Below are 21,631 nucleotides of genomic sequence, written 5' to 3'. Positions count from 1 at the left end.
ATGCCGGCCTGGCGCACCATGGGCTCGACCACCGCCATGGTCAGCACCACCGCGGAGATGCCGTCCAGGAAGCAGCCGAGGACGATGTAGAACAGGGTCAGCGCGGCGATCAGCGCCAGGGGCGAGAGCTCCAGCGAGCCGATCCAGGCTGCCAGCTCGCGCGGCAGGCCGGTGAAGCCCATGGCCAGCGTCAGGAACTTCGCGCCGGCGAGGATGAGGGCGATCATGCAGGAGGTGCGCGTCGCGCCCATCAGGCTCTCGACGAAGCTCTCCCTGGTGAGCGAGCCCTGCACGGCCGACATGACCAGCGCGCCGACGACGCCCAGCACCGCGGCCTCGGTCGCCGTGGCGATGCCGGCGTAGATCGAACCCAGCACCGCGAGGATCAGCAGGACCACCGGCAGCAGCGAGAAGGAATCGCGCACCGTCCTGAAGAAGCCCTCGGCCGTGCCGCGCGCCGGCATGCTCTGCGGCTGCAGCACCGCGCGCAGGAAGATGTAGCCCATGAAGAGCAGCGCCAGCATGACGCCGGGGAAGACCCCGGCCATGAAGAGGCCGGCGATGGACTCGTTCACAGTGACGCCGTAGACGATGAGGATGATCGAGGGCGGGATCAGCAGGCCCAGCGTGCCGGCCCCGGCCAGGGTGCCGATGATCATGTTTTCCGGATAGCCGCGGCGGCGCAGCTCGGGGATCGACATCTTGCCGACGGTGGCCACGGTCGCCGCGGACGACCCGGAGATCGCGGCGAAGAGCGCGCAGCCGGCGACGTTCACATGCAAGAGGCGGCCCGGCAGGAACCCGAGCCAGGGCGACAGCCCCTTGAAGAGGTCCTCGGAGAGGCGCGTGCGGAACAGGATCTCGCCCATCCAGATGAACAGCGGCAGGGCGGTCAGCGTCCAGGAGGACGACGCGCTCCAGATCGTCGTCGCCATGGCGTCGCCGGCCGGACGGCTGGTGAAGAGCTCCATGCCGACCAGCGCCACGCCCAGCAGCGAGAGGCCGACCCAGACGCCGCTGCCCAAGAGGAAGAACAGCACGCCGAGAAAGATGAAGGTGAGCAGCAGGTTTTCCATGGCCGGCCTAGCCCACCTCGTCTTCCGGCGGCGCCTCGACGGGCGCGGATTTCTTGTGGTCCAGCGGCGCACCGAGCGCCACCGAAACCAGGCGGTCGGCCAGCGCCAGGGCCAGGGCCGCGGCCAGCAGCCAGGGTTTCAGGTCCTGCTCGGGGCTGGCGTGGTAGAGGCTGGTGGTGACGCCGCCGGGCAGCTGGCGGAGCGGCGCCAGGTCGGTGACGAAGCGGCTGAGGTTGTGGGCCTGGCGCAGGCTGTCGTTGCCGTAGTAGCCGGGCGGGTGGCGCGGGCCGACGGTGCTCTCCGCGCCTTCGCCGGCCTCCCCCCCGGTTTCCAGCGCCAGGACGGTGGCCGGCGGCGTGCCCAGGCTGCCGAAGCCGTCCATCACCTCGATGGGCGGCAGGGCGGCCCCGGCGCCGCCGCCGCCGACGCCCTGGCTCACCGCCATGACCCGGCGCAGCATTTCGACGAAGCTGCCGGAAATAGGCAGGTTCGACCACGTGGCTTCGGGCGTGACGTGGAAGAGCACGATCTGACCTTCACCCCGCGCAACGCCCGTCACCAGTGGCGTGCCGTCGGCGAGATTGGCCCAGCTCCGCTCCACGATGTCCGGCGAGGGCTCTGCCAGCACCTGCCGGTTCACGGTGACGTCTCGCGGAGGGGCGAGATCGGAAAACGGGCCGTTGGGCGGAAATTCCGCCACCGGTTGCGGTTCCGTCCAGGAAAGCGCGCCGCCGAGCGAGCGTTCGCCCAGCCTTAGCCGCACCGGCAGCAGATCCTCGTCATTGTCGGCGGCGGCCAGCCGCGGGCCGGCGAAGCGCACCAGCGTGCCGCCACCGTTCACCCATTCGATCAGCGCCTGACGCGGGGCAGCAGGCAACGTGCCCACATCGGCCATGACGATTACCGCCGGTTTTTGCTCCAGAAGCTCCGGCAGCGCTTCCGTCAGCTCCGCGCTTGAGGGCTGCATCAGGTCGGCGAAAGGGGAGAGCGCCCGTTCGATGTAGTAGAGCGGCGAAAGCAGCGGCTGCGCCTGATCCGCCTCGCTCTGCGAGATCAGGCCGATGCGCCGGCGCTTGCTGTTTTCGTCGAGCACGCGCAGTCCGGCGGCCTGATTCTGGCCTTCAATGCCCACTGACACGAAGTCGTTGCGCAGTTCGAAAGGCAGGCGCATCGCGCCGCTCGCTTTGGTTTCGCCGGCGCCGAAGGTGATTGTGGTCTCGGCGATGCGGCGGCCCTTGTCGTCGCTTGCGTAGGCGACGGCCTGGCGCGGACCGGCGTCGGTCGCCGAGCGCGTTGCCGTTACCTCGAAGGCGTCCGCCGTGTTCTGTGCATCCGTCGCTGCCAGAAGGGACAGCCGCTCGGGTTCCGCCCACAGCACCTCGCCCGGCGCGCCGGAGAAAAGCGCCGAGAAGGCCGCCTCGTCGCCGGTCGCCGCCAGCCCGTCGGAGAGCACGGCAATGGCCGCTCCGGGAAAATCCTCCAATGTGCCTGCCACCCGGCCATAGGCTGCCGGACGGTTGCCGGGCACGGGACGCGGTTGCGCCGCATTCAGCCGTTCGAGTGCAGCGTCGGCGTCGAACGGGCCGACCTCCTGGTTCTGCGCTTCTGCGGTCAGCGCCAGCACCACCGGTTGCGCGTTGGCGCGTGCATCTTCGATCAGGCGCTCCGCCGTGGCCACGCGCTCGTCCCAGTCGGGCGCGGCGGCCCAGCCATTGTCCAGAACGATGGCAAGCGCCGCGCCATCGCCGGCTGCTTTTTCGCGCGGATTCAGGACCGGGTCGGTCAGCGCCAGGATTACCAGCGCGGCAAGCAGAAGCCTGAGCAATGTCAGCCACCAGGGGCTTTTGTGCGGCGTCTCCTCGCGCTTGACGACGCGTGCCAGGATTTTAAGCGGTGGGAAAGTTTCCGCCTGCGGTCGTGGTGGGGTCAGGCGCAGAAGCCACCAGATCACCGGCAGCGCGATCAGGCCCCAAAGCAGGAAAGGTTGGGCGAAGGAGAGGGAAAGCCAGCTCAAAGACCGCCCTCCGCGCCAAAGCCGGCGTCGACGCTCATGGCGTTATGCACTGCGACCAGCGCCTGCGCCGCAGGCCGGTCCGTATGATGTACGGTATAGCTCCAGCCGAGCCGTTTGCACCAGCCCGCGAGTTCTTCGCGGCGGGCGAGATAGAGGCGGCGATAATCGTCGGCCAGCGTTTCCGCGCGCCCAGCGGTCAGTTTTTCGCCCGTTTCCGGATCGGCGAATTCGGTGCGGCCGGAATAGGGAAAGCTTTCTTCAGCCGGATCGGCGATCTCGATCAGATGCGCCCGCGCGCCGCGGCTTGCCAATTGGTCGAGCCAGGCAATCGTTTCTTCCACCGGGTCGAGGAAGTCGCTTGCCAGGACGATGTCGGAGAAGCGTCGCACTTGCAACAGGTCGGGCCGCGCTGGCAGGCTGGGGGTATGCATGATCTGGGCAGCGAGGCGCTCTGCGCCGTTGCGCGCCGAAAACGGATCGGTGACGCCCGGCCATGCGATCCGCTCGCCGCTGCGCGACAGAAGTTCCGCCAGCGCAAACGTCAAGACGAGGGCGCGCGCTTCCTTTGCGGTCGGGGCAAGCGAGGATTTGTAGAGCATCGAGGGCGATGGGTCTGCCCAGAGCCAGACCGTGTGAGCGGCCTCCCATTCGCGATCGCGCACATAAAGATGATCGTCGCGCGCCGAGCGCCGCCAGTCGATCCTGGAAACCGCTTCGCCCTCCACATAGGGTCGGAACTGCCAGAAATTTTCGCCGATGCCGCGCTTGCGCCGGCCGTGCCAGCCGGCGATCACATTGTTGGCCACGCGCCGCGCATCCACCAGAAGGTCGGGCATAAGCGCCGCCCGTGCACGAGCGCGGACCAGCGCATCGCTCGATGCGACCGGTGTGGAAACTTCGCCGATCTTCGCCATTAAGGTCCTATCTGGCGCGCGCCGCCCATTAGTCGAGCGCTTTCACGAGACGTCGGATCACGTCACGCACGGTCATGCCTTCCGCACGTGCGGCGAAAGTCAGCGCCATGCGATGTTGCAGAACGGGCTCGGCCAGCGCTCGCACATCGTCCACCGAAGGCGCCAGCCGCCCATCATACAGTGCGCGGGCGCGGGCGCACAGCGTCAGCGCCTGGCTGGCACGCGGGCCGGGGCCCCAGGCGACGTGACGGTCGGTGTCGGGATTGCCCACGCCCGGTCTCGCCGTGCGCACGAGCTGCAGGATTGCGTCGACCACGCTTTCGGGCACGGGCATGCGGCGGATCAGCATCTGGATCTCCTTCAGCCGCTCCGGCGTAAGGGCGTTCTCCGCTTCCGCTTCGTCGATGCCGGTGGTCTCCAGCAGGATGCGCCGTTCCGCATCGAGTTCGGGATAGAGGATGTCCACCTGCATCAGAAAACGGTCAAGCTGGGCTTCGGGCAGCGGATAGGTGCCTTCCTGTTCCAGCGGGTTTTGCGTGGCGAGCACGTGAAAAGGCGAGGGCAGGTCGTGCCGGTGACCGGCCACCGTCACGTGATATTCCTGCATCGATTGCAAGAGCGCGGACTGGGTGCGCGGGCTGGCCCGGTTGATTTCGTCGGCCATCAGAAGCTGCGAGAAGATCGGCCCGGGCAGAAAGCGGAAGGAGCGTTTGCCCTTTTCATTCTGCTCCATCACCTCCGACCCCAATATGTCGGAAGGCATCAAATCGGGTGTGAACTGGATTCGCCGAGCGTCGAGGCCGAGCACCGTGCCCAGCGTTTCCACAAGCTTGGTCTTTGCCAGGCCCGGCACGCCGACGAGAAGCGCATGGCCGCCGGCGAGGATCGCCACGAGGGTGCGTTCCACCACCGCCTCCTGGCCGAAAATCACCTTTCCGACACCCTCGCGCACACCGGCGATGTCGGTCAGGGCGCGTTCGGCCTCGGCAACCATCTCCTTGTCGCTCAAAGGCTTTTCGCCGGGCATCTGGTTCTTGGAAACAATGCTCATGCCGTCTCGATCCTCATTGGCGGCCCCGGGGGCGGTAGGAACGGACCACACCGGCACGTGTTCGAAGCGATTCGTACCGTCACGTCCCTTTGGCAAATTTAAAACACTGATCAAGGCTGACAAGCGAAACAACAGTGACTATTTCGTGACCATGGATGAGAAAAAGACACCGAACCCATCAAGTCTTGCTTCGGTCGGAGACGCGGCCGGCCTCGAAGCGATGATTGCGCGTGCGGCGCGCGCCGGGCAGGGCGCGCCGCCCGTGGAACGCTGGAACCCCGACTTTTGCGGCGATCTCGATATGGAGATCAAGACGGACGGAACCTGGTTCTATCTCGGCACACCGATCGGGCGTCCGGCCCTGGTGCGGCTTTTCTCCTCGGTTCTGCGCAAGGACGAGGACGGGAAAACCTATCTTGTAACTCCAGTGGAAAAAGTCGGCATTCGGGTCGAGGACGCGCCTTTCCTCGCCGTCGAGATGGCTGTGACGGGAAACGGTGACGATCGGGCCCTTACCTTCCGTACCAATGTCGGCGATGTAATCGAGGCGGGGCCCGAGCATGAATTGCGTTTCGTCGATCAGCCGGAGACCGGCGGGCTGAAACCCTATTTGCATGTACGCGGGCGTCTTGAGGCGCTCGTCGCCCGCTCCGTCATGTACGATCTCGTGGAGGCGGGCGAGGAGATGGAGATCGACGGTCGGTTGATGTTCGCGATCCGCTCGCGCGGGTCGGTTTTTCCGGTGATGCCGGTCGCCGAATTGCACAGGCTTTCGCAATGACCTTGGCCACCGCCCCCAGGAGCGTTTTCTCGGCGGATGAGTTCCGCCGCCGCGCTGCCCGTCAGCAGGGGCCGGCGGGCCGGGAGGATTATGGCGATCACGCTTTGAACCCGGATCTGCGCGAAATGATCGTGCGCCCGGGGCTGCGCGACGCGGCGGTGCTTGTCCCGGTTGTCGACCACGCCGACGGGGCGTCTGTTATCCTCACCCAGCGTACCCTGACATTGCGAAATCATTCCGGCCAGATCGCCTTTCCCGGTGGGCGCATCGATCCCGAGGACGCGTCGCCCGAGGCCGCGGCTCTGCGCGAGGCGGACGAGGAAATCGGCCTTGTTCCGAATGCGGTCGAGGTGGTCGGCCGCATGCCCGATTATTCGACGGGTAGCGGTTATCGCATCGCGCCCGTGCTCGGTATTGTGCAACCGGGTTTTGGGCTGCGCATCAATCCCGATGAGGTCGACGCTGCCTTCGAGGTGCCGCTCGCCTTCCTCATGAACCCGGCCAACCATCGGCGTGAAAGCCGGTTGTGGCAGGACCATGAACGCTTCTATTACACCATGCCGTTCGGCGAACGCTTCATATGGGGTGTCACCGCCGGCATTATTCGAACGCTTTACGAAAGACTTTATGCTTGATGGACAAGCGCTTGATTTCAGATTCGGAATGGCTGGCCGACAAACGGCTTCAGACACTGCTTGCGGCCCTGTCCGCGGAGGGGGAGGAGGCGCGCATCGTCGGCGGCGCCGTGCGCAACACGCTGCTTGGTCAGTGCGTCACCGACATCGATCTGGCCACCACCACGGAACCGCGTGAGACGGTGCGGCGGGCGAACAAGGCGGGCTTCCGTACCGCCCCCACCGGCATCGATCATGGCACCGTCACGGTGATTGCCGAGGGCCGTGCCTATGAGGTCACCACGTTGCGCGCCGACGTGGAAACCGACGGTCGCCGCGCCAGCGTCACCTTCGGACGCGACTGGCGCAGCGATGCCGAACGGCGCGACTTCACCATCAACGCGCTTTACGCGAAAGCCGATGGCGAAATTGTCGATCTGGTGGGCGGCCTCGAGGATCTCGACAGCCGCACCCTGCGCTTCATCGGCGATGCGGACACCCGCATTACCGAGGATTATCTACGCATCCTGCGCTTCTTCCGTTTCTTCGCTTGGTATGGCGCCGGTCGCCCTGATGCGGCGGGTCTGAAAGCCTGCACGCGCCACCGCGACGGCCTGCAACGCCTGTCTGCGGAACGCGTATGGGCCGAGCTCAAGAAGTTGCTGACGGCACCCGATCCCTCGCGTGCGCTTCTTTGGATGCGCCAGACCGGTGTTTTGACCAGGATCCTGCCGGAATCCGAGAAATGGGGCATCGATACCATTGCCCCTCTCATAGAGACCGAGCGGACACTGGGCTGGCAGCCCGATCCACTTTTGCGTCTGGCGGCGATTGTTCCGCCCTATGAGCCTCGCATCGACGAACTGGGCAAGCGTCTGCGCCTTTCCAATGCCGAGAAGGCCGCGCTGAGAGGTTGGATAGACGCGCCGGTTCCGCCAGCGGATATGGATGAAAGCGGATTCAGGAAACTTGCTTACAAGGCTGATCCAAAAGGCTTTTCATGGCGTTTGAAGCTGGCGCTCGTAAGCGCGCGTTCGCGCGCGTCACAGGATGACAAGGCGCTTATGGAAGCAGCCGGATTTACGCGTCTTCTGAAGCTTGCAGCGACTTGGCGCAAGCCTGTTTTCCCGGTCAGCGGAAACGATCTGGCGAAGCTCGGTATGGAAAACGGTCCGGCGATGGGGAAGCTTCTGTCCCGGTTGGAAGAGGAATGGATTGCTTCGGATTTTTCGTTGAAGCGCGACGCGCTGCTTGAGCGCGCCGCAGCGATGATCTCGGCCACCGGCTGATCCCGTTTCGAACTGCGGTGGCCGTTAAACCGGTCAGGCCGCGTTCTTGGATTCGCCGATGCGCGAGCGGATGGCTTCCACCATGCTTTCTCGGATCACGGTTTCGCCGTGGGCTTCGCGCATGTGCTCGGCTGCACGGCGGATCACCTCCGCCTCTTCCTCATGGCGCGTATGCCAGTCGCAGCCTGGAACGAGCGAGCCGCAATGAAATTCTTTCATGAGACTGTCCTCCTGTTCTCAGTTGATGCGTTCCATAGACTATAACACGGATTGCGGCGAGAGGTTGCCGGTGAGAAGAATCGTGATCGGAATTTCGAGGGATTCCACGGGCGAGCGACGATTATCGAGCGACGGTTATTCCGCCAGCATTTGTGCGATTTCATCCCGCAGCCAGGCCTTGAAATCGCGCACTTTGGTGGGTTCCGGACGGTTTTGCGAGGTGACCAGCCAATAGCTGAAACGTGTCGTCGCACGCTCGCGGAACGGCGCAATGAGCTGACCGCCTCTGAGCGCGTCATGGGCGAGCGTATGCCAGGCGAGCATCACGCCCTGGCCGGCGATCGCCGCATCGAGGCAAAGCGCTGCGTCGGTGAAACTGTCGCCCTCCGCCAGATCACGCTCGTCGAGTCCGAGCGGTTTCAACCAAACGTCCCACTCCACATTGGAGTTGGCGTCGCGGATGATCGGCGCCGTGAGCACGTCTTCCGGAGTTTTCAGCGCGTTCGCGATCGCCGGCGCGCAGACGGGAAACACTTCTTGCGGCAAAAGATGCTCCGCTTTCACGCCGGGCCAGTTTCCCTCTCCGACGCGGATCGCCAGGTCTATGTCCGTGCTATCGGGATTTATCAGACCGATGGAGGCTTCCAGTCGCAGTTTGGTTTCCGGGTGCGCCTTCGTGTAGCGGGCCAGTCTGGGCACCAGCCATTTCGAGGCGAAAACCGGTGCCACCGAGATTGTCAGGACCGAATCCGTGTCGTGTCGCGTCATCGCAACCGCCGTATCCAATGTCTGAAAACCGATGCCAAGCCGGTCGATGAACTGCCGTCCAAGCGCCGTTGGCCGGATGCCGCGCCCGGTACGCTCGAAGATCGCCACGCCAAGCTGGGCCTCGGTCTTGATGATTTGTTGGCTGACGGCGCCGACGGACACGCCCAGTTCGCCGGCCGCCGCACTCAGGGAGCCGTGCCGGCCGACTGCTTCCACGGCGCGCAATCCGTTTAGATGAACCCTGGGCAGATATTTCATGTAGTTTTTCTATAGAATTCCTCAGGCATTCTCCATTGAAAATCGTCATGAATGAATAAACTCTGGGTCATGAAGATTTCTATCCTCAATGGAGGAACAGTGATGATACAGTTTTTCTGGATAAAATTTCAGGCTTTCAGGATCCGTTACCGGCAGGCCCGCGATGCGATGCTCGAAGCCGAGTGGCAGCGCGATCCGCTGACACATCCCGCCCTTCGTGGCATGTCGACGCGGGAGCTTGCCGATCTGCCCATGCGTAATCTCGACGGGATGGTTCACGCTAGGAAAAGCGCGGCCGCGCAGGTCTCGCAGCCGCCCGTTTTCGTCAGAAAGGCTATTCGGCAGCCAGCCGGCCGCCCAAAAAGCCGCCCGATTGCCGCTTCCAGAGCTGCGCGTAAAGCCCGTCCCGTTCCACCAGCGCCTCGTGTGAGCCTTCCTCCACGATGCGGCCCTGGTCCAGCACGATGATCCGGTCGAGCGCGGCGATGGTGGAAAGCCTGTGCGCCACGGCGATGACCGTCTTGTTTTCCATCAACCGTTCCAGGTTTTCCTGAATCACCGCCTCGATCTCCGAATCCAGCGCCGATGTTGCCTCATCGAGAATCAGGATTGGCGCGTTTTTGAGCATCATGCGCGCGATGGCGATGCGCTGGCGCTGTCCGCCGGAGAGTTTTACGCCTCGTTCGCCCACCACGGCGTCATAACCGGTGCGGCCCTTCGGGTCCGATACGTCCAGGATGAAGTCGTGCGCCGAGGCCCGCTTCGCCGCGGCGACGATTTCCTCGTCTGTGACCTTGCCCCGACCGTAGGCGATGTTGTCGCGGATCGAACGGTGCATGAGCATCGGCTCCTGGCTCACCACGCCGAATTGGGCGCGCAGTGAGGCCTGCGTCACTTTTGTGATGTCCTGCCCGTCGAGCCGTATCTTTCCATGCTCGGCTTCGAAAAGGCGCAGCATCAGGTTCACGATGGTGGTTTTGCCGGCGCCTGATGGCCCGACCAGCGCCACCCGCTCGCCCGGTTTGATGTGCAGGTCGAGCCCCTCGATGATGCCGCTTGCCTTGCCGTAATTGAATGTCACGTTCTCGAAGCGGATGTCGCCCTTTGCCCGTTTCATATTCTCGGCGCGCTCGGCATCGCGGATCGCCGGTTCCACCGAAACCACCGTGGTGGAGTCCTGCACCGTCGCATAATTGCGGATAAGCCCGTTGATGTTGAACATCATCCAGCCCGACATCTGATTGAGACGGAAGACGAGCCCCATGGCCGCCGCGATCTCTCCGGTGGTGATGGCGCTGTCCAGCCAGCGCGAGACGGCGAGCACGAAGATCGCCGTCATCATGAAGCCGTTGACGATGGCCACGGTCACGCGCACGCGGGTGATGGCGCGCGTCAGCGTCTGCACGGCGCTCAGAAAATGCGCCATGCCTTCGCGCACATAGGAATGCTCGCGCTGGCCGCTGTCGAACAGCTTGACGGCCAGAATGTTGGTAAAGGCGTCGACCATGCGTCCATTGAGGATCGAGCGCTGGTCGGCGGTGCGGCGTCCGGCGCGGCGCAGGGGCGGCAGGAGAAAACGCGCGATGGCCACATAGGTGATCAGCCACAGGAAAACCACCAGGCCCATCAGCGGATCGAGCACGGTCAGGATAGACGCTGCCAGCACCACGAAAGTGAGAAAACTCCACATGGTCTGCAGCACGTTGATGATGAAGTCGCCCGTCGCTTCGCCGCCCTGCAGGATTTTGGTGGCGATGCGGCCGGCAAAATCGTTCTGGTAGAATTCGTAGGGCTGCTCGATCACGCGGCGGAACGCCTGCCAGCGCACACGCTGGTAGAAGGCCGGCGCGATCACCTGCTCCTCAAGCACCGTGTTGCCGATGATGACCACCGCGCGGATCACCAGGAGAAGCACCAGGAATGCGGCAAGCTTCTCCCAGTGGTCGGCGATAAGCGTTTGCGGCGAGGAGGAATCCAGAAGGTCGATGAGCCAGCCGAGCGCCCAGTAGAGCCCCGCATCGACGGCCCCCATCAGCCCACCGGCGATCAGCAGCAGGATGAAGGGCCATTTGGCCTGCCTGGCAAAGAACAGGATAAATTCATGCGCTTTGACCGGCAGCACGGCCCGTGGCGTGTCGCCGAAGGGGTCTATGACCTCTTCGACGCTGCGCCACAGGCCGTCGCTTCTGGGCGGTTCCGGTTTTTCGCTGTCTTCCTTCATTCCGCAGCCTCGTTCAGTTCGAGATCGAGGAACCCGCCCGACTGGCGTTGCCAGAGGCTCGCATAAAGTCCGCCGGCGGCCACAAGCTCGTCATGTGTGCCTTCCTCGACGATCCGGCCCTTGTCCATGACCACCAGGCGGTCCATGGCGGCGATGGTGGAAAGCCGGTGTGCGATCGCGATCACCGTCTTGCCCTCCATCAGGCGGTAGAGGTTTTCCTGGATCGCCGCCTCGACTTCCGAATCGAGCGCCGAGGTCGCCTCGTCGAGAATGAGGATTGGCGCATCCTTCAGCATCACGCGGGCGATGGCAATGCGCTGGCGCTGGCCTCCTGACAGCTTCACGCCCCGCTCGCCCACATGGGCGTCGAAGCCCGTGCGGCCCTTCGGGTCGGTCAGCCCGTCGATGAAGCCCATTGCCTCTGCGCGTTTGGCCGCTTCCAGCATCATCTCTTCGGTCGCGTCGGGTCGGCCGTAGAGGATGTTGTCGCGCACCGACCGGTGGAGCAGGGATGTGTCCTGCGTCACCATGCCGATCTCGGCCCTCAGCGTATCCTGGGTCACGTCGGCAATATCCTGTCCGTCGATGACGATGCGGCCGCGCTCCAGGTCGTAGAAGCGCAGGAGCAGGTTGACGAGCGTCGACTTGCCGGCGCCCGAACGACCCACGAGGCCGACTTTCTCGCCGGGTTTGACGGTGAGCGAAAGCTCTTCGATCACGCCACCCTTCTTGCCGTAGTGAAAGCCGATCCCGTCGAAGTCGATCCGACCTTCCGGCACCGCAAGGGCTGTGGCGCCGGGTCTGTCGTCCACCAGCCGGGGCATCGAGATCGAACTGATGCCGTCCTGCACGGTGCCGACATTCTCGAACAGCGCCGTCAGTTCCCACATGATCCACTGCGACATGCCCCAGAGCCGAAGCACGAGGCCGAGCACGACGGCGACCGCACCGACGCTAACCGCGCCCGCGACCCAAAGTGTGACGGAGAGATAACCCACCACCACGAGACACAGCGCATTGAGCAGGTAGAGCAGGCCGTAAAGGCCGGTGATCATGCGGAACTGGTCGTGGACCGTGCCGAGAAAACCACCCATGCCTTCGCGTGCGTAGGACGCTTCACGGCGCGCATGCGAGAACAGCTTCACCGTCTGGATGTTGGTGTAGCTGTCCACAACGCGCCCGGTCATCACCGAACGCGCATCCGCCTGCCGCTTGGCGATCTTGGCAAGCCGCGGCACGAAGTAGCGCATCAGAAAAATGTAGCCGACGAGCCAGCCGAGGATCGGCGCGGCCAGTTTCCAGTCGGCCGAGGCGGCCAGGAAAAGCATGCCGGTGAAATAGACCGCCACATAGTTCATCACGTCGGTCATCTTGATCACGCATTCGCGCACGGCGAGCGCGGTCTGCATCAGCTTGGTGGCGATGCGGCCGGCGAATTCGTCCTGATAAAAGCTCATCGACTGCTTGAGCAGGTACCGATGCACCTGCCAGCGGATGCGCATGGGGTAGTTGCCCATCAGCACCTGGTGCGTAACAAGGCCGTAAAGGAACACCACCGCCGGCAAAGCGACGCCGACGATCAGGCCCATGCCGATCAGCTTGGCGCCTTCCTCGTCGAGAAATGTGGCGCGGTCCTTCTCGGCCAGCCAGTCGACGATGTTGCCGAGAAACGAGAACATCCAGACTTCGGCAATGGCGATGATCATCATCAACACCGCCGAGACTGCGATGAAGGGCCAGGCGCCCTTGGTAAAATGAAGGCAGAAGGCGAAGAACGTGCGGGGCGGCTCCTGCGGCTCCTCTGCGGGGAAGGGCTCAAGTTTTCGTTCGAACCATTGAAACATTGTCTCGGGCGTCTTTCATTCTCGCTCCCGCAAACACGATGTGTCGAATCATGTTTGCGGGATAATCATCTGTTTTTCATATGCTTTCCCGGCGATGGCGATGCCGGAAAAGCCATCTCGATCGGCTATCGATGGCCTTTGCGCGGCACGGATGCCGAAGGGCCGTTCGTTCGTGTTTTCCCCGGCCCTTTCAGCGGGCCGGCGTTCATCGGGGGTAAATGCCCGGAGCCGTTTTTTGGGAGCGCTGCCTTGTGCGGCGGTTCCGCGGGCTTTCCGAGAGCGGCCTTGAACGCTCCCGAGAGAGACGTTGCAAGAGCGGTGTCCTGCCCACGCTCAAGCGCGGAGGCGGCCGGATCGGTGTTCAGTTCTTTGTTCTTGCGGAGCGCGGTGCGCCCCTGGGGCAAACGTGCAGTCATGATGCGAATCCAATGTTTCAACCGGAAGAATCGGTCGGCGGATTCGCTCGTGAATTGCTTTGTTGGTCTTGAAAAAGCTGAAGAACGAAATCCGCCGTCAGGCCTGATACGGCGCCGTGATCCACGGGCGCAGGCAGGCGAAGGAGGTAAGCATCTTGATATCCATTGCCGCCTCCAGCGGTTTTCGTTGATGGGACGTGTCTTATACCGGCAGCGATCTGATTTGACCAGACCGTTTGTGCGTGCCGCGACCATCGGAAGTTGTAACGGCGCGTGCGGAATCTGTCCCGTCCCGCACGGATGCGGGACGGTTTCAGGCCAATGTCGAATCACGGAAACTTCCGTCATTGGAACAGTTTCCTGAGCATGGTCCACAGCGCCGGACGCACCGGTGTGGCGTGTCTCATATCCACGTCCGGAAGCTGGCCGCGTTGGGGCCGGTGTCGTTGGGGCTCACGATCCGATACGGTTATCGCCCGGATCGTCAGCGCCCATGCCTCGAGCCTGCGATCCTGCAGGGTGGGGCGGGTCGGGTCGAGTTGTGGAACGACATAGTCGTTGTTGCGACCGAAGGGCCGCCGGGGGAAACGGTTGTGCATCGCAAACGTCCTTGGAAAGCGGGAGACGATCCCGACGGACTGCGATACGAAGCTACCTGAAAGTGTAGGGAAGCCGTGCCGAACCGAGTCCGCCGTCAGCCCTTCGGGCTGTAGGCGTGGAGCCAAGTCATGCAATGTCGAAGCGTATTCATGTCTTTCTCCTCTGGTTCGCGTTGACAATGATGGCCTTATACCCACAGTTGCAGTGACCCGCCACCTTCTTTTTCGCCTTCCGGTTCTCCGGCGATGGAGTGTAACCGGAAAGCCACACTCAGCCATGTCGAGAGACACAGCCAGATGCGTATCGCGCTTTATCAGCCAGACATCCCAGGAAACACCGGAGCCGTTCTGCGTCTCGCCGCCTGTCTCGGTTTCACGGTTGATCTGATCGAGCCGGCGGGGTTCGATCTGTCTGATCGGAATCTGAAGCGGGCAGGCATGGATTATCTCGAGCGCGCCGCGCTTGCCCGCCATACCTCCTGGGAGGCTTTTGAGGCGTGGCGTCGGCGCGAGGGGCGTCGTCTTCTTCTTTTCACCACCAGGGCCGACGCACGCTATACCGACTTTTCCTACGTCGATGGCGATGTTCTTCTGTTTGGCCGGGAAACGGTGGGAGCGCCGGAAGTCGTTCACAAAACCGCCGATGTTCGGCTCACCATTCCGATGCAGGAGGGTGCGCGCAGCCTCAATCTTGCCATGAGCGCGGCAATGGCCGCGGGCGAAGCGCTTCGGCAATTGCGCTGAGCGGTGCTTGTCGTCGGCTTGCAGCCACATAGGTCTCTTTCCTTTGTCATGGAAAGGGATGCCTACGAGTTCAAGTGAACTTTAAGTCAAGCGCCCGTCGGATCGATCTTGGCCGGCTGCTGCTCAATCGGCACTGGGTAATCGGCGCATGGTGAATTCGATCATGTCGCCGGGGCGCTCGCACCAGCTTTCGATTTCCGTCCAGTAGGCTTGCTTGGGCCAGCGTTCGAGCCATTCTCGTGCTTTTTCGCGGGCCTGCGCGCGCGGCAACGCGAAACTTTCCCGTAAAAACCCGTCGCGTGGCAGGCGGCTCGCCTTTGCGCGGTGCTTGTCGAGGCTGCGTTTCAGCCCCTCCAGCGGTGGTTTTGCGGGCACACGCACGAAAGAACTCCTTGACCCGATGGATAAGAAGCTTAGGCAACGCGGTTGAAAATTGCGAGTCATTTGTAGGACTGTCCGCCTGCCGCGCCGTCGCGTAGGATCGGGTTAGAGGAACGATAATGGAACGACCTGAACTCCCTGCCGGATTGCCGGATGAAATCGAAGATAAAAAGGTTCTCGCGCGGGCCTGGTTCGAGGAATTGCGCGACAAGCTCTGCGCCGCATTCGAGGAACTCGAGGATGCTCTGGCCGGTCCCCTGTCCTCGCGCACACCTGGTCGCTTCGAGCGCACCCCCTGGGAGCGCGATGGCGGTGAGGGCGGCGGCGGCGTGATGTCGGTCATGCACGGCCGTGTCTTCGAAAAGGTCGGCATTCACGTTTCCACGGTCCATGGCGAGTTCTCGCCGGAGTTCCGCAAACAGATACCGGGCGCGGACAGGGATCCGAGTTTCTGGGCGTCTGGCATTTCGCTCATCGCCCACCCGCAAAACCCGCACGTGCCCGCCGTGCACATGAACACCCGCATGGTCGTAACCACCAGCCAGTGGTTCGGCGGCGGAGCGGACCTGACCCCCGTTCTCGACCGCCGTCGCACGCAGGAAGACCCCGACACGGAAGCCTTTCACAGAGCTATGCGCTTCGTCTGCGAGCGTCATCAGGCGATTGTCGACTACGACAAATACAAGGCCTGGTGCGACGAGTATTTTTATCTTCCGCATCGCAAAGAGCCGCGCGGCATTGGCGGCATCTTTTACGATTGGTTGCGTTCGCCGGAGGAGAAGGGCGGTTGGCAGGCCGATTTCGACTTCACGCGCGATATAGGCCGGGCCTTCGCGGTCGTCTATCCGCATCTGGTGCGCAAGAATTTCAACACCAACTGGACCGAGGCCGACCGCGAGGAACAGCTTGTGCGGCGCGGGCGCTACGTGGAATTCAACCTGCTCTACGACCGGGGCACGATTTTCGGATTGAAAACCGGCGGCAATGTCAATTCTATTCTCTCCAGTCTGCCGCCCGAGGTGAAATGGCCGTGACGCCGGCGCGTCCGATCAATTTTGCTGATGGATTGCCGTTGGTCTTTTTGATTTGAAAATACCGGTGGAGTGGGGTCTTTGGTTTCTGGCCCCGCTCACCGTCTCCAAGGATATTCCTATGAAATTGCCCCACATCCTGCTGGCGCTTCTCGTAGCCGCCGTCTGGGGCTTCAATTTCGTGGTCATCAAGGTGGGGATCGACAATTTTCCGCCGATTCTCTTTTCCGCGCTGCGCTTCACAGCGGCGGCGTTGCCGCTTGCCTTCTTCGTGCCCAGGCCGTCTATCGCATGGCGATATGTCGTCGCCATTGCGGTCGTGCTGGGCATCGTCAAGTTCACGCTTTTGTTCTGGAGCATGGATGTCGGGCTTTCGGCGGGGCTCTCCTCCCTCGTGCTGCAGTCGCAGGCGTTCTTCACGATCATGCTCGCCGCGCTTGTGCTGCGCGAGCGTCCCACGCGCATGCAGCTTGTCGGCATTTTCGTCGCCTTCTGCGGCATTGGTCTGATCGCGTTCACGGTGGATGGCAGCGTCACGATCACCGGGCTGGCCCTGGCCATTTCCGCCGCCTTCATGTGGGCGATCTCCAACCTTCTGATGAAGCAGGCGGGGCAAGTCGACATGTTCCGTTTGATGGTGCATGTGAGCCTTATTCCGCCGATTCCGCTGTTCGCCCTTTCTCTGCTTGTCGAAGGGTGGGAGGCCGATATGGCGGCGCTCGCAAACATCACCTGGGAAGGGTTCGGTGCGGTTCTCTACATCGCCTACGGCGCGACCATTTTCGGCTTTGCGGTCTGGGGAATGCTGATCCGAACCTACGGGGCGGGACGCATTGCGCCGTTTTCGCTGCTCGTGCCGATCTTTGGAATGAGTTCGTCGGCGCTGTTCCTGGGCGAATCCTTCGGCCCCTTGCGTATGCTGGCTGCGGCGCTCGTTCTCGCAGGCCTCATGCTGACCCTCGTCAGGAAGCGCGCGCCGGTGGCCGAGATGCGCGCCGCCTGAGACTTTTCAAGGACGCATGGTCGCAAGCTTCAGCCCGAAGCCTATGAACACCGTGCCGGTCACCGCCTTCAGCCAGCGTTGCATTCGGACACTGCCGCCCAGCGACTTCATGGAAGAAAACAGCAGCACCAGAGCCGAAAACCACACCACGTTCAAAAGCGAATGGATCACCACCATTGCAAACGCCCAGGGCGTGGCATCGGCGCTGGCGGGAATGAACTGCGGGAACGCCGCCAGGTAGAACATCGAGACCTTGGGATTGAGAGCGTTGGTGAGGAAGCCTTCGAGCGCGGCGCGCTCGAGCGTGCGCCGTCGCTTGGCGGGGGTGACGGCAATTGGCGCCGAAAGTCCGTGCCATGCCTGCCACAATGCCTTCAGGCCGATATAGCACAGATAGGCGGCTCCCAGCATTTTCACGATGAAGAAAAGCTGTGCCGACTGCACCAGGATGATCGATATGCCGAGGATGGACAGCGCGCCGTGCACGTAAAACGCGGCGAAGAAGCCCACAATATTGGCGAAGCCCGCGGCCTTGCCGGATGTCGGCACCGTTTTGGCGATGAGAACGCCGTTGGGGCCGGGCGACATGACAAGGAGTGCGGCGACCAGTGTGAAGGTTCCAAGCTCGATCGGCGTCATTGTTGTGCCTGCCCGTTGAAGATGGCTGCGATGCGCGCCAAGATACATGGCGAACGTTCTGATTGTCGAGCATCGGAAGGCCGGATTAACGCTTATGCTGAGACTGCCCAACTCCGTCACGGGTCTCATGTCGCATCCCGTCAGCGGCGACACGGTTCTGCAGCACGAGATCGTCGCCGAGCAGGCCTCGTCGCTTGGTCACGCCGGCCGGCGCGCCGAGAAAGCGCTTGGCCGGCTTGCCGCGGTCGATTCGGATGACGGGCAAGAACTGCAGCGTTGTCTTTATGCCGCCGCCGATGCGGTGCATTGCTATTTCATCCAGCGCGAGCTTTGCGGCCTGCGCAAGCATGACGACGTCATTTCGGACCTCTCCATTCCTGGCAACGTCCTGGCTCGCCTCGGCGCGCGTTGACGCGCGTGCCCACGGTTCGGCTGGCCCGAGAAAACCTGCGTGCTGGCTGGCTTGCGGCTCCCGGCTGATCGTGGCACCCGCCTGACAGCAAACGCGGATATGAAAGACGGCACCATGGAAAATCGTTATGGCACCTTGGCCTCCTGGGTCTACCACCTCGACAAGCCCATCGGCCGCTCATTTGGTGACATCGAGTTTTACCGCGACCGCCTTTCGGATTGTAAGGGCCCGATTCTCGAACCCGCCGCCGGCAATGGACGCGTCTTGATCCCGCTCCTTGAAGCCGGATTCGACATGCGCGGCTTCGACGCCTCGGCGGACATGGTGGCGCATTGCCGCAGCGCATGCGAGGCGCGCGGCCTGTCTTCGCCGCTCGATATCGCGCGCTTCGAAAGCTTCGACTATGATACTTGCTTCGACGCCATCGTCATTCCGGCCGGTTCCTTTCAGTTGATCACGGATCCGCAACATGCGCTTTCGGTGCTCGGCCGTTTCCGCGACGCGCTCGCGCCCGGCGGCCGGCTGATCCTCGATCTGGACGCTCTTTCATGCCTTGCCGAGACCGCGCCTGTGGCGCGGCACTGGCAGTCCGGAGACGATCTCCTCACGCTGGTCGAACGGCGCGCGTCGACCTGCTTTCAGCGTCAGACGACCCTCTCGCAGTTGCGGTATGAGCATTGGCGGGACGACCGTCTCGTGGCCAGCGAGTTGCAGCTTTTCCATCTGCGTTTCTGGGGCGTTTTGGAATTCGAGCTGGCGCTGCGGACGGCGGGCTTCACCGGGATTTGTGTTCACGGCGATTATCGGGCCGGCACCGCCTTGCAGGCCGACGCCTCCGTGTTCACGTTCGAGGCACACACGCCGCACTGATCGGAGGCGATCCGCGAAAGCGTTGGCCCGATTGTCCTTCTTGGAAAACAAGACTTTTAAAGTCATCTTTATTCGTTGTGTTTTTCCCCGCGACAATCTGCCCTGTAACGCCGCCCCCGTCTGGACAAGTTCCTGCGTGGCGCATAGAAACCATCGAAAATGCCGGGGGTAGAACCGGGCAAACCCTGCCACGCGTGGGGAAATTGCTTGTGTTCAAGGTGCAATGAAGCGTCCCGACCGGCCGACTCAAGGTGAAAGGATCGCAGTCCCGTGAGCGCTACCGATTCGACCGAACATACAAGGCGTGATTTTCTTTACGTCGCTACAGGCGTTGCCGGTGCCGTCGGTGCGGCTGGGGTTGCATGGCCGTTCATCGACCAGATGCGACCGGATGCGTCCACCCGCGCGCTGGCGTCGATTCAGGTCGACGTGTCCGGCGTTGAGCCCGGCATGTCGCTGACTGTCAAATGGCGCGGCCGGCCTGTGTTCATCCGCAACCGGACGGAAAAGGAAATCGAGGAGGCACGGGCTGTCGCTCTGGAGGATCTCAAGGATCCCGTGGCGCGCAACGCGAATATCGCCGCTGACGCGCCGGCCAACGATCTCGACCGTTCCGCCGGCGAAGGCAAGGAAAACTGGTTGGTGATGATCGGCGTCTGTACCCATCTGGGTTGCGTTCCGCTCGGTCAGGCGGGTGAATTCGGCGGCTGGTTCTGCCCGTGCCACGGATCGCACTACGATACCGCTGGCCGCATCCGCAAAGGCCCGGCTCCCGAGAACCTTGCGGTTCCGACATTTGAATTCGTGTCCGACACCGTCATCCAGGTCGGCTAAGGCTCGCCGAGAGGGGAATTTCTATGAGCGCTGGACATTCGACCTATACGCCCAAGAGTGGCCTTGGCCGCTGGATGGATGCGCGTTTGCCGCTTCCGCGTCTGGTCTATGATTCTTTCGTGGCCTATCCGGTGCCACGCAATCTGAACTACGCTTACACGTTCGGCGGCATTCTTTCGCTGATGCTGGTGGCGCAGATCGTGACCGGCATCGTGCTGGCCATGCACTATGCCGCCAACACCGAGGTGGCTTTCAACTCGGTCGAAAAGATCATGCGCGACGTCAATTCCGGCTGGCTGCTGCGCTACCTGCACTCCAATGGCGCCTCGATGTTCTTCATCGCCGTGTATGTGCACATTTTCCGTGGCCTTTATTACGGTTCCTATAAGGCGCCGCGCGAGATGCTCTGGATTTTGGGCTGCATCATCTACCTCCTGATGATGGCCACGGCCTTTATGGGCTATGTGCTTCCCTGGGGCCAGATGAGCTTCTGGGGCGCGACCGTGATCACCGGCTTCTTCACCGCCATTCCGCTGGTGGGCGATTGGATCCAGCAGCTCCTGCTGGGCGGCTTCGCCGTCGACAATCCGACGCTGAACCGCTTCTTCTCGCTGCATTACCTGCTGCCCTTCATGATTGCCGGCGTCGTCGTTCTTCACGTCTGGGCGCTGCACGTCACAGGTCAGACCAACCCGACCGGCATCGAGGTGAAGAAGAAGACCGATACGGTGGCCTTCACGCCCTATGCGACCGTCAAGGACGCGTTCGCCATGGTCGTCTTCCTGGCGCTGTTCGCCTATTTCGTCTTCTACATTCCGAACTATCTGGGACATGCGGACAACTACATCGAGGCCGACGCGCTGAAGACGCCGGCGCACATCGTGCCCGAATGGTACTTCCTGCCGTTCTATGCGATCCTGCGCGCCATCACCTTCAACATCGGCCCGATCGATTCGAAGCTCGGCGGCGTTCTGGCCATGTTCGGCGCCATCGCGGTCCTGTTCGTCGTGCCTTGGCTCGACACGTCGAAGGTCCGTTCGGCAGTCTACCGCCCCTGGTTCAAGCTGTTCTTCTGGCTTTTCGTCGTCGACGCGATTTTCCTGGGCTGGCTCGGATCTCGTCCGGCGGAAGGCGTCTATGTGGCGATGGCTCAGGGTGCGACGCTGTACTACTTCGCCTTCTTCATCGTGATCATGCCGGTTCTCGGACTGGTCGAGACGCCTCGTCGCCTGCCCAATTCCATTACGGAAGCGGTGCTGGAGAAGAAGTCCGCAGCCGGTGCACCGGCCACCGAACAGGCAAAGGGCTGAGCGAGAGAATGCGCAAAGGGATTTTCGCAATGAAGAGCATCCTCAACGGATTGGCCGCGCTCGGTCTTGGCCTGGCCGCTGTCACGGCGGCCAATGCGGCCGAGTATCCGATCAAGAAGCCGGTCGAGCAGGACTGGTCGTTTGCCGGCCCCTTCGGCACCTACGACAAGGGGCAGTTGCAGCGCGGCTTCAAGATCTATCGCGAGGTCTGTGCCGCCTGTCACTCGATGAACCTCGTGGCATTCCGCAATCTCGAGGATCTGGGCTATTCCGAAGCCCAGGTCCGGGCGATCGCGGCTGAGTACGAGGTCGAGGACGGTCCGGACGATGCCGGCGACATGTT

Annotated in this window: 21 protein-coding genes and 1 pseudogene; 11 read left to right on the top strand and 11 right to left on the bottom strand. The window is 62.7% G+C overall.

What is annotated here, in order from left to right; genetic code table 11:
• From QZ638_RS13595 to QZ638_RS13580, 4 genes and pseudogenes are all read right to left on the bottom strand, one after another.
• The coding region (locus QZ638_RS13595; protein WP_295811361.1) for a TRAP transporter large permease subunit at nt 1-1,076 on the bottom strand (1,076 nt) is incomplete at its 3' end.
• 88 nt (nt 1,077-1,164) lie between these two features.
• A pseudogene (locus tag QZ638_RS13590) lies at nt 1,165-3,090 on the bottom strand (BatA domain-containing protein); the annotation flags it as partial.
• Nucleotides 3,087-4,004 (bottom strand): DUF58 domain-containing protein, encoded by a 918-nt coding sequence (locus QZ638_RS13585; RefSeq protein WP_295811358.1) that lies wholly within the window; start codon nt 4,002-4,004, stop codon nt 3,087-3,089. The gene QZ638_RS13585 and the pseudogene QZ638_RS13590, both read right to left, overlap by 4 nt.
• Nucleotides 4,005-4,032: 28 nt before the next feature.
• Nucleotides 4,033-5,055, bottom strand: coding sequence for a MoxR family ATPase (locus QZ638_RS13580; RefSeq protein ID WP_295811355.1), 1,023 nt, complete (start codon nt 5,053-5,055; stop codon nt 4,033-4,035).
• 151 nt (nt 5,056-5,206) lie between these two features.
• Between QZ638_RS13580 and QZ638_RS13575 the strand changes: the two genes are divergently transcribed.
• The 3 genes from QZ638_RS13575 to QZ638_RS13565 are packed head-to-tail and all read left to right on the top strand — an operon-like array spanning nt 5,207 to nt 7,739.
• Entirely contained in the window at nt 5,207-5,836 is a 630-nt protein-coding gene (locus tag QZ638_RS13575; RefSeq protein WP_295811352.1) for a DUF1285 domain-containing protein, read from the top strand.
• Nucleotides 5,833-6,471, top strand: coding sequence for a CoA pyrophosphatase (locus QZ638_RS13570; RefSeq protein WP_295811350.1), 639 nt, complete (start codon nt 5,833-5,835; stop codon nt 6,469-6,471). The genes QZ638_RS13575 and QZ638_RS13570 overlap by 4 nt, the downstream gene beginning before the upstream one ends.
• On the top strand, nt 6,471-7,739 hold the full coding sequence (locus QZ638_RS13565) for a CCA tRNA nucleotidyltransferase (RefSeq protein ID WP_295811348.1): 1,269 nt from the start codon (nt 6,471-6,473) through the stop codon (nt 7,737-7,739). The genes QZ638_RS13570 and QZ638_RS13565 overlap by 1 nt, the downstream gene beginning before the upstream one ends.
• Nucleotides 7,740-7,772: 33 nt before the next feature.
• Here QZ638_RS13565 and QZ638_RS13560 read toward each other — a convergent pair whose 3' ends face one another.
• The 5 genes from QZ638_RS13560 to QZ638_RS13540 form a co-directional block, all read right to left on the bottom strand.
• Nucleotides 7,773-7,958 carry a DUF1059 domain-containing protein gene (locus tag QZ638_RS13560; protein WP_295811347.1) on the bottom strand — a complete coding sequence of 62 codons (186 nt, stop codon included), beginning with the start codon at nt 7,956-7,958 and terminating at the stop codon, nt 7,773-7,775.
• Between the two features lie 135 nt (nt 7,959-8,093).
• Entirely contained in the window at nt 8,094-8,984 is an 891-nt protein-coding gene (locus QZ638_RS13555) for a LysR substrate-binding domain-containing protein (RefSeq protein ID WP_295811344.1), read from the bottom strand.
• Nucleotides 8,985-9,318: 334 nt separating this feature from the next.
• Nucleotides 9,319-11,205 carry an ABC transporter ATP-binding protein gene (locus QZ638_RS13550; RefSeq protein ID WP_295811341.1) on the bottom strand — a complete coding sequence of 629 codons (1,887 nt, stop codon included), beginning with the start codon at nt 11,203-11,205 and terminating at the stop codon, nt 9,319-9,321.
• On the bottom strand, nt 11,202-13,049 hold the full coding sequence (locus QZ638_RS13545) for an ABC transporter ATP-binding protein (RefSeq protein ID WP_295811339.1): 1,848 nt from the start codon (nt 13,047-13,049) through the stop codon (nt 11,202-11,204). Before QZ638_RS13545 ends, QZ638_RS13550 begins: the two co-directional genes overlap by 4 nt.
• 760 nt (nt 13,050-13,809) lie before the next feature.
• Entirely contained in the window at nt 13,810-14,064 is a 255-nt protein-coding gene (locus QZ638_RS13540) for a hypothetical protein (protein ID WP_295811337.1), read from the bottom strand.
• A gap of 297 nt (nt 14,065-14,361) precedes the next feature.
• Here QZ638_RS13540 and QZ638_RS13535 point away from each other — a divergent pair, with 297 nt between their 5' ends.
• On the top strand, nt 14,362-14,808 hold the full coding sequence (locus QZ638_RS13535; protein ID WP_295811332.1) for a tRNA (cytidine(34)-2'-O)-methyltransferase: 447 nt from the start codon (nt 14,362-14,364) through the stop codon (nt 14,806-14,808).
• Nucleotides 14,809-14,931: 123 nt separating this feature from the next.
• Here the strand turns inward: QZ638_RS13535 and QZ638_RS13530 are convergent, their stop codons facing one another.
• The gene (locus QZ638_RS13530) at nt 14,932-15,189 is read right to left on the bottom strand and encodes a hypothetical protein (RefSeq protein WP_295811329.1); all 258 of its coding nucleotides are present in this window, start codon (nt 15,187-15,189) and stop codon (nt 14,932-14,934) included.
• A gap of 119 nt (nt 15,190-15,308) precedes the next feature.
• Here QZ638_RS13530 and hemF point away from each other — a divergent pair, with 119 nt between their 5' ends.
• Nucleotides 15,309-16,223, top strand: a complete 915-nt coding sequence (gene hemF, locus QZ638_RS13525; RefSeq protein WP_295811326.1) for an oxygen-dependent coproporphyrinogen oxidase — start codon at nt 15,309-15,311, stop codon at nt 16,221-16,223.
• 118 nt (nt 16,224-16,341) lie between these two features.
• Entirely contained in the window at nt 16,342-17,223 is an 882-nt protein-coding gene (locus QZ638_RS13520; protein ID WP_295811325.1) for an EamA family transporter, read from the top strand.
• A 6-nt stretch (nt 17,224-17,229) separates the two neighbouring features.
• Here the strand turns inward: QZ638_RS13520 and QZ638_RS13515 are convergent, their stop codons facing one another.
• Complete coding sequence (locus tag QZ638_RS13515; RefSeq protein WP_295811322.1) at nt 17,230-17,862, bottom strand: LysE family translocator; 633 nt, start codon at nt 17,860-17,862, stop codon at nt 17,230-17,232.
• A 94-nt stretch (nt 17,863-17,956) separates the two neighbouring features.
• Here QZ638_RS13515 and QZ638_RS13510 point away from each other — a divergent pair, with 94 nt between their 5' ends.
• The 5 genes from QZ638_RS13510 to QZ638_RS13490 form a co-directional block, all read left to right on the top strand.
• Nucleotides 17,957-18,274: a DUF6665 family protein gene (locus QZ638_RS13510; protein WP_295811319.1), complete on the top strand. Its 318-nt coding sequence runs from the start codon at nt 17,957-17,959 to the stop codon at nt 18,272-18,274.
• Between the two features lie 114 nt (nt 18,275-18,388).
• Nucleotides 18,389-19,144: a bifunctional 2-polyprenyl-6-hydroxyphenol methylase/3-demethylubiquinol 3-O-methyltransferase UbiG gene (locus tag QZ638_RS13505; RefSeq protein WP_295811316.1), complete on the top strand. Its 756-nt coding sequence runs from the start codon at nt 18,389-18,391 to the stop codon at nt 19,142-19,144.
• 270 nt (nt 19,145-19,414) lie between these two features.
• Nucleotides 19,415-19,978: a ubiquinol-cytochrome c reductase iron-sulfur subunit gene (gene petA / locus QZ638_RS13500; RefSeq protein ID WP_295811314.1), complete on the top strand. Its 564-nt coding sequence runs from the start codon at nt 19,415-19,417 to the stop codon at nt 19,976-19,978.
• 23 nt (nt 19,979-20,001) lie between these two features.
• The gene (locus tag QZ638_RS13495; RefSeq protein WP_295811312.1) at nt 20,002-21,288 is read left to right on the top strand and encodes a cytochrome b/b6; all 1,287 of its coding nucleotides are present in this window, start codon (nt 20,002-20,004) and stop codon (nt 21,286-21,288) included.
• 29 nt (nt 21,289-21,317) lie between these two features.
• Nucleotides 21,318-21,631 (top strand): cytochrome c1 (locus QZ638_RS13490; RefSeq protein WP_295811310.1); only part of this gene is annotated, 314 nt, incomplete at its 3' end.

Origin of the sequence: uncultured Nitratireductor sp. (assembly GCF_913053745.1) — a bacterium.
Lineage (GTDB): Bacteria > Pseudomonadota > Alphaproteobacteria > Rhizobiales > Rhizobiaceae > Nitratireductor.
This window is presented reverse-complemented; position numbering and strand designations above follow the sequence as displayed.

Bases quoted from the DNA above. Each gene is read 5' to 3' on its own strand.
- QZ638_RS13585 (WP_295811358.1), bottom strand. From the start codon at position 4,004: ATGGCGAAGATCGGCGAAGTTTCCACACCGGTCGCATCGAGCGATGCG.
- QZ638_RS13580 (WP_295811355.1), bottom strand. From the start codon at position 5,055: ATGAGCATTGTTTCCAAGAACCAGATGCCCGGCGAAAAGCCTTTGAGC.
- QZ638_RS13575 (WP_295811352.1), top strand. From the start codon at position 5,207: ATGGATGAGAAAAAGACACCGAACCCATCAAGTCTTGCTTCGGTCGGA.
- QZ638_RS13570 (WP_295811350.1), top strand. From the start codon at position 5,833: ATGACCTTGGCCACCGCCCCCAGGAGCGTTTTCTCGGCGGATGAGTTC.
- QZ638_RS13565 (WP_295811348.1), top strand. From the start codon at position 6,471: ATGGACAAGCGCTTGATTTCAGATTCGGAATGGCTGGCCGACAAACGG.
- QZ638_RS13560 (WP_295811347.1), bottom strand. From the start codon at position 7,958: ATGAAAGAATTTCATTGCGGCTCGCTCGTTCCAGGCTGCGACTGGCAT.
- QZ638_RS13555 (WP_295811344.1), bottom strand. From the start codon at position 8,984: ATGAAATATCTGCCCAGGGTTCATCTAAACGGATTGCGCGCCGTGGAA.
- QZ638_RS13550 (WP_295811341.1), bottom strand. From the start codon at position 11,205: ATGAAGGAAGACAGCGAAAAACCGGAACCGCCCAGAAGCGACGGCCTG.
- QZ638_RS13545 (WP_295811339.1), bottom strand. From the start codon at position 13,049: ATGTTTCAATGGTTCGAACGAAAACTTGAGCCCTTCCCCGCAGAGGAG.
- QZ638_RS13540 (WP_295811337.1), bottom strand. From the start codon at position 14,064: ATGCACAACCGTTTCCCCCGGCGGCCCTTCGGTCGCAACAACGACTAT.
- QZ638_RS13535 (WP_295811332.1), top strand. From the start codon at position 14,362: ATGCGTATCGCGCTTTATCAGCCAGACATCCCAGGAAACACCGGAGCC.
- hemF (WP_295811326.1), top strand. From the start codon at position 15,309: ATGGAACGACCTGAACTCCCTGCCGGATTGCCGGATGAAATCGAAGAT.
- QZ638_RS13520 (WP_295811325.1), top strand. From the start codon at position 16,342: ATGAAATTGCCCCACATCCTGCTGGCGCTTCTCGTAGCCGCCGTCTGG.
- QZ638_RS13515 (WP_295811322.1), bottom strand. From the start codon at position 17,862: ATGACGCCGATCGAGCTTGGAACCTTCACACTGGTCGCCGCACTCCTT.
- QZ638_RS13510 (WP_295811319.1), top strand. From the start codon at position 17,957: ATGCTGAGACTGCCCAACTCCGTCACGGGTCTCATGTCGCATCCCGTC.
- QZ638_RS13505 (WP_295811316.1), top strand. From the start codon at position 18,389: ATGGAAAATCGTTATGGCACCTTGGCCTCCTGGGTCTACCACCTCGAC.
- QZ638_RS13495 (WP_295811312.1), top strand. From the start codon at position 20,002: ATGAGCGCTGGACATTCGACCTATACGCCCAAGAGTGGCCTTGGCCGC.